Annotated in this window: 15 protein-coding genes; 3 read left to right on the top strand and 12 right to left on the bottom strand. The window is 58.4% G+C overall.

Annotated features, from left to right (window positions below; translation table 11 throughout):
• Window positions 1–23 precede the first annotated feature (23 nt).
• Complete coding sequence (locus HCZ23_RS08250; RefSeq protein ID WP_167601248.1) at window positions 24–311, bottom strand: HU family DNA-binding protein; 288 nt, start codon at window positions 309–311, stop codon at window positions 24–26.
• A 134-nt stretch (window positions 312–445) separates the two neighbouring features.
• Window positions 446–1,930: an AMP nucleosidase gene (locus tag HCZ23_RS08245; RefSeq protein WP_167601247.1), complete on the bottom strand. Its 1,485-nt coding sequence runs from the start codon at window positions 1,928–1,930 to the stop codon at window positions 446–448.
• Between the two features lie 147 nt (window positions 1,931–2,077).
• Between HCZ23_RS08245 and HCZ23_RS08240 the strand changes: the two genes are divergently transcribed.
• Window positions 2,078–2,944, top strand: coding sequence for an SDR family oxidoreductase (locus HCZ23_RS08240; protein ID WP_167601246.1), 867 nt, complete (start codon window positions 2,078–2,080; stop codon window positions 2,942–2,944).
• Here HCZ23_RS08240 and HCZ23_RS08235 read toward each other — a convergent pair.
• From HCZ23_RS08235 to HCZ23_RS08210, 6 genes are all read right to left on the bottom strand, one after another.
• Window positions 2,938–4,131 (bottom strand): MFS transporter, encoded by a 1,194-nt coding sequence (locus HCZ23_RS08235; protein WP_167601245.1) that lies wholly within the window; start codon window positions 4,129–4,131, stop codon window positions 2,938–2,940. The genes HCZ23_RS08240 and HCZ23_RS08235 overlap by 7 nt on opposite strands.
• Before the next feature lie 111 nt (window positions 4,132–4,242).
• Entirely contained in the window at window positions 4,243–6,171 is a 1,929-nt protein-coding gene (gene dxs, locus HCZ23_RS08230) for a 1-deoxy-D-xylulose-5-phosphate synthase (protein ID WP_167601244.1), read from the bottom strand.
• A gap of 14 nt (window positions 6,172–6,185) precedes the next feature.
• Window positions 6,186–7,052 (bottom strand): polyprenyl synthetase family protein, encoded by an 867-nt coding sequence (locus HCZ23_RS08225; protein ID WP_167601243.1) that lies wholly within the window; start codon window positions 7,050–7,052, stop codon window positions 6,186–6,188.
• Window positions 7,052–7,294 (bottom strand): exodeoxyribonuclease VII small subunit, encoded by a 243-nt coding sequence (locus HCZ23_RS08220; protein ID WP_167601242.1) that lies wholly within the window; start codon window positions 7,292–7,294, stop codon window positions 7,052–7,054. Before HCZ23_RS08220 ends, HCZ23_RS08225 begins: the two co-directional genes overlap by 1 nt.
• A 93-nt stretch (window positions 7,295–7,387) precedes the next feature.
• On the bottom strand, window positions 7,388–8,086 hold the full coding sequence (locus tag HCZ23_RS08215; RefSeq protein ID WP_167601241.1) for a response regulator: 699 nt from the start codon (window positions 8,084–8,086) through the stop codon (window positions 7,388–7,390).
• 1 nt (window position 8,087) lies between these two features.
• Window positions 8,088–8,612, bottom strand: coding sequence for a MarR family winged helix-turn-helix transcriptional regulator (locus HCZ23_RS08210; protein ID WP_167601240.1), 525 nt, complete (start codon window positions 8,610–8,612; stop codon window positions 8,088–8,090).
• A 178-nt stretch (window positions 8,613–8,790) separates the two neighbouring features.
• On the opposite strand from HCZ23_RS08210, the gene HCZ23_RS08205 reads away from it, so the two are divergent.
• Window positions 8,791–9,660 carry a branched-chain amino acid aminotransferase gene (locus HCZ23_RS08205; RefSeq protein ID WP_167601239.1) on the top strand — a complete coding sequence of 290 codons (870 nt, stop codon included), beginning with the start codon at window positions 8,791–8,793 and terminating at the stop codon, window positions 9,658–9,660.
• Window positions 9,661–9,725: 65 nt separating this feature from the next.
• On the top strand, window positions 9,726–10,226 hold the full coding sequence (locus HCZ23_RS08200; protein ID WP_167601238.1) for a hypothetical protein: 501 nt from the start codon (window positions 9,726–9,728) through the stop codon (window positions 10,224–10,226).
• Here HCZ23_RS08200 and HCZ23_RS08195 read toward each other — a convergent pair.
• The 4 genes from HCZ23_RS08195 to mtgA all read right to left on the bottom strand — a co-directional run bounded on the left by HCZ23_RS08195 (window position 10,223) and on the right by mtgA (window position 13,746).
• Window positions 10,223–11,140 carry a DMT family transporter gene (locus HCZ23_RS08195; protein ID WP_167601237.1) on the bottom strand — a complete coding sequence of 306 codons (918 nt, stop codon included), beginning with the start codon at window positions 11,138–11,140 and terminating at the stop codon, window positions 10,223–10,225. The genes HCZ23_RS08200 and HCZ23_RS08195 overlap by 4 nt on opposite strands.
• Window positions 11,141–11,178: 38 nt before the next feature.
• Window positions 11,179–12,219, bottom strand: a complete 1,041-nt coding sequence (gene queG, locus HCZ23_RS08190) for a tRNA epoxyqueuosine(34) reductase QueG (protein ID WP_167601236.1) — start codon at window positions 12,217–12,219, stop codon at window positions 11,179–11,181.
• 84 nt (window positions 12,220–12,303) lie between these two features.
• Window positions 12,304–12,969, bottom strand: a complete 666-nt coding sequence (locus HCZ23_RS08185; protein ID WP_167601235.1) for a glutathione S-transferase family protein — start codon at window positions 12,967–12,969, stop codon at window positions 12,304–12,306.
• 48 nt (window positions 12,970–13,017) lie between these two features.
• On the bottom strand, window positions 13,018–13,746 hold the full coding sequence (gene mtgA, locus HCZ23_RS08180; RefSeq protein WP_167601394.1) for a monofunctional biosynthetic peptidoglycan transglycosylase: 729 nt from the start codon (window positions 13,744–13,746) through the stop codon (window positions 13,018–13,020).
• Window positions 13,747–13,789 lie beyond the last annotated feature (43 nt).

Here is a 13,789-nt window from a genome sequence, read left to right as displayed (position 1 = left end):
TTTGAATTACCAGTCAGAAAGACTTAGCCGTTCACGCTGTCTTTCAGCGCTTTTGCGATGGTCATTTTCACAACCTTGTCGGCTTCTTTCTTCATCTGCGCACCGGTCTGCGGGTTACGCACCATACGCTCAGGACGCTCACGGCAGTAGATTTTGCCAACGCCGGGAAGAGTCACAGCGCCACCGGCGGAGACTTCTTTGGTGATGAGGGAGGTGATCGCCTCGAGCGCCGCGCCAGCGGATTTCTTGTCAGAACCCATTTCTTCGGCGAGTGCAGCCACGAGCTGGGTTTTGGTCATCGGTTTCGTCATGTCTGTATACTCCTCGTACGCCCCCCTTCGATTTGGGGGTTATTGCGCATTTCTAAGCGAATATTGAGGGGGCGTACAACGCCTAGTGTACTGATCCTTAGCTTTTTCCCGCATTTTGAGCGAAAAAAACCCGATTAAAGGAAGGCCGTCTCCTCGAAAGAGCGCAATTTTCGGCTATGAATGCGTTCAATCGGCATGTCGCGCAGCAATTCCATGGAGCGGATCCCAATCAACAGGTGTCGAGAGACCTGTGATTTATAGAAATCAGACGCCATGCCCGGCAATTTCAGCTCGCCATGGAGCGGCTTGTCCGACACACAAAGAAGCGTCCCATAGGGCACACGGAACCGAAATCCGTTCGCTGCGATCGTCGCACTTTCCATATCGAGCGCAATGGCCCGCGATTGCGACAGGCGCTGCACCGGGCCGGATTGATCACGCAGCTCCCAGTTGCGGTTGTCGATCGTCGCCACCGTCCCCGTCCGCATGATGCGCTTGAGGTCATAGCCCTCCAACTCGGTCACCTGTTCGACGGCATCTTCGAGCGAGGTCTGAATCTCCGCCAGCGCCGGGATCGGCACCCAGACCGGGAGGTCGTCATCCAAAACGTGATCTTCCCGCAGATAAGCATGTGCAAGCACGAAATCCCCGAGCCGCTGCGAATTGCGCAGCCCCGCGCAATGGCCGACCATGATCCAGGCATGTGGACGCAAAACGGCGATGTGATCCGTCGCAGTTTTCGCATTCGACGGCCCGACACCGATGTTCACAAGCGTGATCCCCGATCCGTCCGCGCGTTTGAGGTGATAGGTCGGCATCTGGGGCATCTTCGCGGTGGGCGGGATCTCTTCATCGGCCGAGGTGATCTCGACATTTCCGGTGGAGACAAAGCTGGTGTAACCGCTCTCAGGATCGGCCAGCTGGCTGCGCGCATAGGCTTCGAATTCGGAGACGTAGAACTGGTAGTTGGTGAACAACACGTGGTTCTGGAAATGGCAGGCATCGGTCGCGGTGTAATGCGATAGGCGAGCCAGAGAATAATCGATGCGCTGCGCCATGAAGGGTGCCAAAGCCCCCGATCCATCCGCATGGGTGTAGTCGAAACCGTTGACAATATCGTCGTGTGTCGTCGTCAAATCCGGCACATCGAAGATGTCGCGCAGCGGATAGGCCATGGCACCCTCCTGCGGCACAGTGATGTTTTCGTCATTGGCCACCGCGAAATGCACCGGCATCGGCGTGTCCGAAATGCCGATTTGCACCATCACGCCATGGTTGCGCAGGATTTGGGAAACCTGCTGTTTCAGGTAATTGCGAAACAGATCGGGCCGCGTGATCGTCGTCGAATATTCGCCCGGCTTGGCGACATGACCAAAGGACAGGCGGCTGTCCATCGTCGCATAAGACGTCGTGACCACGCGAATTTCCGGGTAGTAAGCTCGATAGCGCGCTTCGGGCTCCGCGCCGCTCGCGATGAGCGAAAATTTCTCCGTCAAAAAAGAACAGGCCTCTGAATAAAGCGTCTCAAGATAATCCACCGCCGCCGCGGGATCAGCAAAGCTCCGGGTCTCACGCGCGGGCGCTGTCTCGAGGATCAGGCTTTTCAAACTGCTGTTCATTTTTATATCCTTTGCGCAACAAACGGTGCTCAACGCCCCAGACGACCCACTCATCGCCTTCCGCTTGCAATCTTGTGTCAGCGCCCTCACTTGAGACCAGATGCGACCGAGACGCAAGGCCCGGCATCAGGCCGAGAAAGAGATCAGATGACACACCCAAAACTGTTTTCCTTTGGCCATGGCTATAGCGCCCAAGCTCTCGCACGGCGGTTGATCCCGCAAGGCTGGGACATCATTGGCACCACACGTAACCCGGCAAAGGCACAGCAGTTTGACAATGACGGCGTCGAGCCGCTTTTGCTTGAAACAGACCCAATTCCAGCCAAACTTGGCCATGCAACCCATCTTTTGATTTCCGCAGGCCCCGATGTCGAGGGCGATCCGTTTTTGCGCGACTACCATGATCACTTGATCGAGGCGGCTCCCAATTTGAAGTGGGTGGGCTACCTGTCGACCACCGGCGTCTATGGCGACCACGGTGGCGACTGGGTCGACGAGGCCACGCCGCTCACCCCCGGCACCAAACGTGGCAAAGCGCGGATGCGGGCGGAGGCCGATTGGCAAGCGATTGCGCAGGATTTGGGTCTCAACCTGTCTATTTTTCGCCTCGCGGGCATTTATGGTCCGGGGCGCGGTCCGTTCGCCAAGGTCCGCAACGGCACCGCGCGTCGGATCGTCAAAGAAGGCCAAATTTTCTCACGCATCCATGTCGAGGACATCGCGCAGGTTCTTGAAGCCTCGATAAACCGACCCCAATCCAGCGAAATTTATAACGTCTGCGACGATCTCCCCGTGCCGCCGCAAGAGGTCATCGGATATGCCGCCGAGCTTTTGGGTCTGCCATTGCCGCCGGAGGAAGACTTTGAAACGGCGGAAATGAGCCCCATGGCCCGCAGCTTTTACGCCGAAAGCAAAAAGGTGCGAAACGACCGGATGAAACAGGAGCTGGGCGTTCAGCTCATTTATCCCGATTACAAAACCGGTCTGAAAGCGCTCTTGGCACAGGATCAGTGACTGTCCTGCCAAGACCTCCTATGATCCAAAACCGTGATGGCGTAGATCACCACACCACCAAAGGTCAAAGCTGCCCCGACATAGCCCGCCGAGGGAAATCCATAGCCCTTGGCGATGTAAATCGAGGCGACATAGGGCCCCAAGGCGTTGGCCGCATTAAAGGCCGCATGATGTAGCGTCGCGGCCATCGCCTGGGCATCGCGAGCGACATCCATGAGCCTTGTTTGCAAGAGGATTGGATAGCCATTGGCCATCCCCATCGCCAGAACCAGCGCGACCATGGCAAAGGGCCGTTCGGCGATCTGCGGGAAGAGTGACAGCAGAGCAATATTCACGAATAGCGTGGCGAAAACGGCGAAGTTCAACGCCCGATCCGCTGCCCAGCCTGCAAGCAGCGTGCCAAGCGTCATGCCAAAGCCCATGAGACCCAAATACAGCGGAATCGAGGCTTCGTTGACCTGCGTCACCTCGATAAGGGTCGAGGCGAGATAGGTGTAAAAGGCGAAGAATCCACCAAACCCGATGGCCCCGCTCAAGAGCGTGAGCAACACCTGTCGGTTCTTGAGCGCGCCAAGCTCACGCAAAGCATTCGAATTGGTGTCACGCGCTGTTGAGGGCGCAAAAATCAGGATCATGGTCGCCGTTAAAGCCGCCAAAACCCCCACCAAAGCAAAGGCCCAGCGCCACCCGATGGTCTGCCCCAAGACATTGGCGACGGGCACGCCGACAATGGTCGCGATTGTGAGGCCAAGCATCAACCGCGCCACCGCCTTACCCCGCTGGTTCGGCCCCGCCAGAGAGGCCGCCATCAAAGCCGCAACACCGAAATAAGCGCCATGCGGCATGCCGCTCAGAAACCGTGCCAAAAGCATCACCGGGTAAGTCGGCGCCAGAGCGGAGAGGATATGGGTGAGGCAAAACATCACCATCAAACCGATGAGCAAGACCCGCCGCTCGATCCGAGCCGCCGCCACAGCAATCAAGGGCGCACCAACGACAACCCCCAAGGCATAGGCGGAAATCAAACGACTGGCTGTCGCCTCATCAATCTCCAGCCCCTCTGCCATGAAAGGCAAAAGGCTCATGCTGGCAAATTCAGTCGTGCCAATCGCAAACCCGCCCATGGCGAGCGCAAAAAGGACGATCCCCGGACGGGTGCCGGGAGAGACGGAGGTGGTGGAAACCATCAGATATACCTTGAAAGGAAGTCACATCAGACTTCTTTTATTCCTGCACAGGGATCAAGACGGTGGTCGCCGCACTGCACTCATACCCGCCTTGCAGAAACGGGCGAAGCCTCAGGCCCGTTTGCTCGACAGATCGGCAATGCCCAGCACAGAAAGCACCTTGGCCTCAATGTCCGCTGTGTTCAGCCCGGCGATGGCATACATCGCCTCCGGGCTGGCCTGGTCAATGAAGGTGTCAGGCAATGTCATCGAACGGAATTTGAAGCCCCGATCAAACACGCCTTCTTCGGCCAGAAAATCGGCGACATGTGACCCGAATCCACCGATAGCGCCCTCTTCGAGGGTGATCAACGCCTCATGATTGGCTGCCAAATCGCGGATCAAATCGTGATCCAGAGGCTTGGCGAAACGGGCGTCTGCGACGGTGCAGGAAATGCCTTTGGCCGAGAGGTTCTCGGCGGCTTTCAAGGCGGGCTCCAAACGTGTGCCAAAGGACAACAGCGCCACCCGCGTGCCTTCGCGCACGATGCGGCCTTTGCCGATCTCCAGCGCTTCCCCACGTTCCGGCATCTGAACGCCAACACCCTCACCGCGCGGATAGCGGAAGGCGATGGGGCCCTCATCATGCGCAACGGCGGTGGCGACCATATGTTTCAACTCCGCCTCATCGGCGGCGGCCATCACAACCATGCCCGGCAGATTGGCCATAAAGGCAATATCGAACGACCCGGCATGGGTCGCACCATCGGCGCCCACAAGCCCGGCGCGATCAATCGCGAAGCGCACGGGCAAACGCTGAATCGCCACATCATGAACGACCTGATCGTAACCGCGCTGAAGGAAGGTCGAATACATCGCACAGAAGGGCTTCATCCCACCGGCAGCCAAACCGGCAGAGAAGGTCACGCCATGCTGTTCCGCAATACCGACGTCAAAACAGCGGCTCGGGTAGCGTTCGGCAAAGAGATCGAGCCCGGTGCCATCGGGCATGGCGGCGGTCACGGCGACAATCTTGTCATCCTGCGCGGCCTCTTGGAGGAGCGCTTCGGCGAAAACCTTTGTGTAGGACGGCGCGTTGGATTTGGCTTTTTTCTGTTCGCCGGTGACCACGTCGAACTTGGCGGTCGCGTGGCCTTTGTCCGGGCGACCCTCGGCGGGCGCATAGCCTTTGCCCTTTTTCGTGATCGCATGGATCAGGATCGGCCCCGTCGCGCGGGTTTTGACCGTGCGCAACACGCTCAACAACTGGTCCATATCGTGGCCATCGACCGGGCCGATGTAAGAGAACCCGAGCTCTTCAAACAGTGTGCCGCCGATGGTCATGCCCTTGAGCATTTCCTTGGCGCGTTTGGCGCCCTCCTGGAACGGATGCGGCAGAAGGGAAACAGCGCCTTTGGCGGCGGCTTTGAGATCCTGGAACGGCTCACCCGCATAGAGACGCGTGAGATAGGAGGACAGCGCACCGGTCGGCGGCGCGATGGACATCTCGTTGTCGTTCAAAATGACAATCAGCCGCTTGCCCAAATGGCCCGCGTTGTTCATCGCCTCAAAGGCCATGCCAGCAGACATCGACCCGTCGCCAATCACCGCAATCGCATCGCCGATGCCGTACTCCGGCGCCCCACCCAGATCGCGTGCCACAGCAAAGCCCAAAGCGGCAGAGATCGAGGTCGAACTATGCGCCGCGCCGAAAGGATCATAGGGGCTTTCGGAGCGTTTGGTGAAGCCGGAGAGACCGCCCTCGGTCCGCAGGGTGCGAATCCGATCACGACGTCCGGTGAGGATTTTATGTGGATAACATTGGTGCGACACGTCCCAGATCAGGCGATCTTTTGGCGTATCGAACACGGCGTGCAAAGCCACGGTCAGCTCCACGACTCCAAGACCCGCGCCCAGATGCCCGCCCGTCACGGAGACCGCAGAAATGGTTTCCTGCCGCAACTCATGCGCCACGCGTTTGAGCTCCGCATCAGAGAGCGATTTCAGATCGGCGGGGACATTCACGCGATCGAGGGTCGGAGTGGCTGGGCGGTCGGACATGGCGTCTCGCTTTCTCAGGTTTCCCGCGAAATAACGAAGCGGGCGACGTCTCGCAAGGGCTCGGCCCGTGATCCATAGGGGCTCAATGCCGCACAGGCCTCATCGACCAGAGAGCTAGCGCGGAGCTTGGCGCCCTCAAGCCCCAGAAGCGACACGAAGGTCGCCTTGCCTGCCTCGGCATCCTTGCCCACGGCCTTGCCGGTTTTCTCGACATCGCCTTCGACATCGAGGATGTCGTCTTGAATCTGGAACGCGAGGCCCAGCGCCTTGGCATAGCTTCCCAGCGCGGCCGGATCGCCACCGCCCAAAATGGCCCCCGCGCGGGCGGACCACTCGATCAGCGCGCCGGTTTTGTTGCCTTGCAGCACGGTAATCTCTTGCAGATCGAGCGGGGTCTCAGAGGTCTCCGCCGCGATGTCCTGTGCCTGCCCCAAGACCATGCCTTGCACACCGGAAGCTTTCGCGAGAGAGGCGATCAAATCGATCCTAATCTGGCTGGAAACGCCCATTTCGGGACGCGTCAAAAGTTCAAAAGCAAGGGTCTGAAGCGCATCTCCTACGAGCACAGCCGTCGCCTCGTCCCAGCGTTTGTGCACGGTCGGCTGGCCCCGTCGCAAATCGTCGTCATCCATACAGGGCAGATCGTCATGCACGAGGCTATAGGCATGCACCGCCTCGATCGCAGCGGCGGCCCAGACGGAGCGCTCGGCAGGCACGCCGTGAAGCGCGGCGCCCTCCATCACGAGGTAAGCCCGCAGGCGCTTTCCGCCATTGAGGGCATAGCGCATCCCCTCCTCCACCGGCATGGTCCCCAGAGGCGCCAAAACAGTGTCGAAACAGGCGGAAACGGCCGCCTTACACCGCGCCAACCCGTCTTGCATCAGACACCTTCGGCCTTACTCGTCCCGACAGCTGCGCCATCCGGCCCCACAGTGATCTTTTCGACCTTTTCTTCGGCATCCTTGAGCTTGGCCTCGCAATGCGCCTTGAGCGCAGCGCCACGTTCATAAAGCGCAATGCTGTCTTCCAACGCCACATCACCGCGTTCGAGCTTGCTCACAACCTCGCTCAACTCCGCCATGGCGGTTTCAAAGGACATTTCGCTGACCGGCGTATCGCTCATTGGACTCTCCCGAATGTTTCCCCCACTGCATATAGGAAAACGGGCGGGGAAGGCCAGTTTGAGTTTTGCATTCCGGCCCGTTGTTTGGGGCGCTTACTCGGGCGTCAGCATATAGCCCGCACCGCGCACAGTCTGGAGATACCGCGGTTGGCGCGGGTCGTCTTCGAGCTTGCGCCGCAGGCGTGTGATCTGCACATCCACGGCACGTTCTTGCGCCTGTCCACCATCACGTCCGAGGCGTTCGACCAATTCGGTGCGCGTCACAGGTTCGCCAGTCGAGGCCACGAAGATTTTCATCAGCTGCGCTTCGGTGCCGGTCAGACGCACAATCTGATCGCCCTCCCAAAGCTCACCCCGTTCCACATCATAGCGGAATCGACCCAAATGCAGGTATTTCGGCCCGGCTTCGGCCTCTTCCATCTGCGGCATCCGACGCAGAACCGCGTTGATGCGCAGCAACAACTCCTTTGGCTCGAACGGCTTTGCAAGATAATCGTCGGCCCCGGCCTCAAGCCCGGTGATGCGGTCCTCCGTCTCGCCCTTGGCCGTCAGCAACATGATCGGCGTGCTGATCGACTGACGCAAATCCCGCGTCAGGCTGATCCCATCCTCGCCCGGCATCATCACATCCAGCACGATCAGATCGAATTCCAAGCCGGCCAAAAGCCGCCGCGCATGGGCCGCATCGCGGGCCGCCGTCACGCAAAACCCGTGGCGGATCAGGAATTTTTGCAACAAGCCGCGAATGCGCTCGTCATCATCGACGATCAAAAGGTGAATTTCCCCGCTCACATCACTCCTCCTTTTTCGACAAGGTTTTGGACATGGCGTGGAAATAGGCCGCCTGATCCGGGTCCATCATGGCCTCAAGCACCCGACGAAACCCCGCAACGGCCTCGTGCCCCGCATCGCGGTAGGCCACACGCATCCTGGCCCGTTGCGCCTCCGACAGTTCCGCCTCAAGCGATTGGCCGGTTTCCGTAAGATACAAATGACGCTCGCGTTTGTCCTGCACACCGACGCGGCTTTCGACCAGCCCGTCTTCGATCAGGGTTCTGAGCACCCGGTTCAGAGACTGTTTCGTCACACCCAGAATGGCCAGGAGATTGTTCACATTCGTCCCCGGCGCGCGGGCGATGAAATGAACCGCCCTGTGATGCGCCCGACCGTAACCGTATTTCTCCAAAATGCGATCCGGGTCCGCCGTAAAACCGCGATAGGCAAAGAACATGGCCTCGATCCCTTTACGGAGCTGCTCGTCCGTCAGGAACAGAAGAGCCTCACCGCTTTGCGTGCCGCCAGCCTTACCGTCCGCCATGTTCTACCTCATTCTCAAATCGCATAATTTCCGCTCACTTTAAGTCAGCGTTGTTGACATTCCAAGATCGAATTGGTAGCGAAATCGGGATTTGGCGCAATAATAATCCCAAAATGATGCGCATCACGCAATTTCACGAAAGCGCGTGATGCGACAGAGACACGAAAAGGAGAGACCCATGGCGGGCAGCTACGAAGATCGCGACGGATATATCTGGATGGATGGCGCCCTTGTCGATTGGCGCGACGCGAAGGTGCATATTCTGACCCACGCCATGCATTACGCCTCCTCCGTGTTCGAAGGCGAGCGCTGCTACAACGGCAAGATTTTCAAATCCGTGGAGCATTCCGAACGTCTTTTGGCCTCCGGCAAAGCCCTCGACATGCCGATCCCCTACACGGTCGAAGAGATCGAGAAGGCGAAATACGATGTGCTCAAAGCCAACGGTTGGGACAATGCCTATGTGCGTGTCGTGGCCTGGCGTGGGGCAGGTGACGATATGGGTGTTGCGGCCAACAGAAACCCGGTGCGTATGGCTGTCGCGGCCTGGGAATGGGGCGCCTATTATGGCGACGCCAAGATGCAGGGCGCCAAGCTCGACATCGCGAAATGGAAACGCCCCTCGCCGGAAACCATCCCCACCGCCGCGAAAGCCGCGGGTCTCTACATGATCTGCACCATGTCGAAACATGCCGCCGAAGCCAAAGGCTGTTCCGACGCTCTGTTCATGGACTATCGCGGCTATGTGGCCGAGGCGACCGGCGCGAATATTTTCTTCGTCAAAAACGGCGAAGTGCACACGCCGATCCCCGACGCGATCCTCAATGGCATCACCCGCCAGACGGTGATCGGCATGCTGAAGGACAAGGGCATCGCGGTGCATGAGCGCCGCATCATGCCGGAGGAACTCGATGGGTTCGAACAATGCTTCCTCACCGGCACCGCCGCCGAAGTGACCCCTGTGGGCCAGATCGGCGACTATATGTTCGAGGTCGGCGCGCTGACGCGTGAGATCTCCGAAGACTATGAGAAACTGGTCCGCAGCTAAGACTTTAACCTTAAAATAAGAGCTTTCTGCCAGTCTGAAACGATCAGATTGGCAGGAGGCATGACGTGGTCAGCCGCAAAGACAGTATTGTTATCGTTCTCATCACGGTCTTCATCGTGACGCCGGCGGTCCTTGCCTTGACCGCTTACATGATCACGAAAAACCCCTCTCTGCGCCCTTTGGGCATCACCGTCGAACGCCTGACCGAAGCAGGTCAGATTGAGAACAAAAGCCTTATTCTCGCGGTGGTCGATATTGGAACTCTCGCCAAAAACGCTGCCAGCAAAGCCCAATATCAATCCAGTCTCGAAACGGCTTTTGCACGCCTAGAAACCGATGTGCAGGTGAAATTTCGCAGCATTCCCAATAGTGCGGACGTCAACATCACCTACCTCGTCGGCGGAAGTCAGATCGGCCCTTTCCCGGCGAAACGCGCCGCCGAAGGCGTACTTCCCGCGACACAGGCGGCACGTCTCGTCACGGCCCAGCGCAAAGCTGTCGCGAAAGAGCAGGAGCGGCGTGACAGACTTGGTCAAAACGGGTTCTGGCACCGGGTTCTGGACTAGAGCGCGTCCGCCTTTTTGCGACGCGCGGCACTGAGACCAAGCGCTCTTTCACGCAAGATAATCGCGACGCCAGCCGCAATGACAATCAAAGCGCCCACCAGCATCGCCGTCGTTGGGACTTCGTCGAAAAAGACATAGCCAATGATTAGCGCAAACAACATCGACGCATAATCGAAGGGTGCGAGCATAGAAGCATCAGCGTAGCGATAGCAGGATGTCAGAAACACCTGCGCCAAACCGCCGATCAAACCGGCGAGGATCAGAAAAATACAGGCCAGCATGTTCGGCAGGACCCATTGCGAGAATGGTAGGGTCATCAGCGCAGCCACAGTACAAGAAATCGAAAACCAAAAGACGATCGACGTCGTGGTCTCGCTTTTCACCATATTGCGCACATGAAGCTGCACGATCGCTGCCAAACATGCCCCACCCAGAGCCACCATTGCCCCAAGCTGTTCCCTCGGATCAGGTGCGCCGTTGAACACGGTGATTCGTGGCATCATCACGATCACAACGCCGATAAGCCCGGCAAACACCGCCGAAAACCGGAACAGCCGCACATCTTCGCCCGCGAACATGGCGGCAAACACCACCAGCAAAAGCGGGGAGGCATAACCGATGACCGTGGCCTCGGGCAAAGGCAGAAGGCCCAACGCATAGAAATTCAAAAACATCGCACTGGCCCCGATCATCCCGCGCCAGACATGGCCCATAGGTGATTTGACCCTGAGACCCGCAAGAAATTCCCCGCGTCGCACCAACCACATGAAGATTACGGGAAGTGCGAAAAGCGACCTGAAAAAGACCGCCTCGCCCGGAGGCACTTCTCCGCTCGCCGCTTTGATCAGCGCCGCCATCACCACGAAACAGGTGACGGACGCAAGCTTGAGGGCAATGCCCCGAAACGGGTCCATCGTGCATCTCCAAATCGGTTGGGAACCCGCTTAAAATCTCATGTGTCTGACAAGCGCGCAACGGCCCATTGAGCCGCATCACGCACCGTGGGGTCGGCATCCTCGCACAGGCGCGCGGCCACTGACCGCAACTCCGGCGACCCGGAATTTCCTATGGCATAAAGCACATTCCGCACAAACCGGTCCCGCCCGATGCGCTTGATCGGCGAGCCTGAAAACTTTTCGCGAAACGACGCATCGTCCAACTGCGCCAGTTCCGCAAGCGGCGGCGCAATCAAATCTTCTCGCGCCGCAAACCGAAGATCTTTCGCTGCAACAGCAAATTTATTCCAAGGACAGGCCGCCAGACAATCGTCACACCCGTAAATCCGATTGCCAAGTATGCCGCGCAACTCTTCGTCCACCGGACCGTGATGCTCGATGGTCAGATAGGACACGCAACGCCGTGCATCGATCTGAAACGGCGCCGGAAACGCGTCCGTTGGACAGGCATCCAGACAGGCCCGGCAAGAGCCGCAATGCTCTTTTTCCGCTGGATCAGGGTCGAACTCATGGGTCGTGAAAATCGCCCCGAGGAAGAACCAATTCCCCAGATCGCGCGACAAAAGATTGGTGTGCTTCCCTTGCCAACCCAGCCCTGCCTTTTGCCCCAAAGGCTTTTCCATCACCGGCGCCGTATCGACGAACACTTTGATTTCTGTCTCTGGCCCCGCCTGCTCAATCAACCATCGTCCCAGCCGTTTGAGGCGCTTCTTAACGATGTCATGGTAATCCCGATTGCGGGCATACACCGAAATTGCGCCGGATTCGGGTCTATTTATGAGTTCAAGAGGGTCTTCTTCCGGCGTGTAGGCTTCCGCCAGCATGATCACGGATTTCGCCTCCGGCCAGAGCGCCGTCGGATCGCCCCGCCAGCTCATCCGCTCTTCCATCCAACTCATCTGCCCATGCCGCCCCTCTGCGACAAAGGCCTTGAGCCGTTCCATGGCTTCTGGAATATCAGGCCGCCCAAAAGATGCCTTGGAGAACCCCTCCTCCAAAGCCCGTGCCCGCACGATTTCCTTATCCAACCCGGCCAAACGAAGCCCTTTCTTTTGTCCGGAAATATCCTCGGGGGGAATTGCCCAAAGGGCAAGGGGGGCAGACAGCCCCCAATCTGACCCTCAAAAATCGAGATCGGTGTAGTGCGCAGGAGGCGGGAAGCTCGACACCTGATCGGCCAGCAAAGAGCGGAACGCCGGGCGTGATTTGATCTTGGCATACCAGTCCTTCACGACGTCATGCCGGTTCCAATCCACATCCGAAATGTAATCGAGCGAGGACAAATGCGCCGCCGCCGCGAAATCCGCAAGCGTCATCGCATCGCCTGCCAACCACCGCCGACGATCCAACAGCCAGGCCATGTAATCGAGGTGATATTTAATCGCCTTCGAGCCTGACTTGACGTTGGCCGCGACCGGATAGCCCGATTTCATCAGCTTGCGATTGACGCGCTCGTACAAAAGTTTCGACGTCACTTCGTTGTGGAATTTGTCATCGAACCACGACACAAGACGGCGCACTTCGTAGCGACCTTCGGCATCTTTCGGCATCAAAACCGGGTTGGGATAGCGCTCTTCGAGATACTCACAAATCGGCGTGCTTTCCGACAGGTTCATATCGTCGATCCGCAACACAGGTACCTTGCCCGCGGGGTTGCGGCGCATGAAATCCGGGTCCTGTTCCCAGTAGCGTTCCTCGATCAGCTCCACCTCAAGCTTCTTTTCCGCAAGCACCAGACGGACTTTGCGACAAAATGGAGAAAGGGGGACGTGATACAGACGGATCATGATTTCTACTCGCGTTTTTTCCCTACTTGCCGCAGGACAGCAGGCAGTTCAATGCTCGAAACAGGCTGCGCGGCCATCTCGCGCGATTGTGGCCGCCCCATCGACGATCTGCGCGGCTCTTCGCCGAACAAAGGGCCCGGGATTTCCGGCATTTCTCTCTTTCGGGGCCGGCAGAACCGCCGCAAGCTGCGCCGCTTGCTGAGCCGTGACATTTTCAGGACCTACGCCGAAATAATGCCGCGAGGCCGCTTCGACTCCGAAAATCCCGGTGTCAAATTCGGCGATGTTCAAATAGACCTCGAGAATGCGCTTCTTGCTCCAGGTCAGTTCGACCACCGGCGTGATCATTGCCTCCAACGCTTTGCGCGGCCAGCTTCGCCCATGCCAGAGGAAGGTGTTTTTAACCGTCTGCTGGCTGATGGTCGAGGCGCCACGGTTGCCACCCTCGGCAATCGCCGATCGGATCGCGGCAAGGTCAAAACCCCAATGCGCGCAAAAATTCGCGTCCTCAGCGGCAACAACAGCACGCGCCAGATGCGGCGACATCCGCTCCATCGGCACCCATTGGTAATCGACCATATCCCCTTGGCGACCGCTTTCGGCCATCATGTAAAAGGTACCGGGCACCGGCAGGACGGAATAGGCCAGAATCCAAAGCAGAACGAGCCCAAAGACCACCAAAACCCCGCGCAAGACACGCCGCCTCAGCCGCCGGAAAAATCCGGGGCCTTTGCTCTGCCCTTTGGGTTTTGTCTTTTTCTTGCTCTTTCGTGCCATGGTTTGAAGAAGCATAGCGGGTGATCCGAGGTCAAGCCCAACT

This window comes from Celeribacter sp. HF31, assembly GCF_011806455.1.
Lineage (GTDB): Bacteria > Pseudomonadota > Alphaproteobacteria > Rhodobacterales > Rhodobacteraceae > Celeribacter.
The sequence above is the reverse complement of the archived record's forward strand: the minus strand, read 5'-3'. Positions and strand labels throughout refer to the sequence as shown.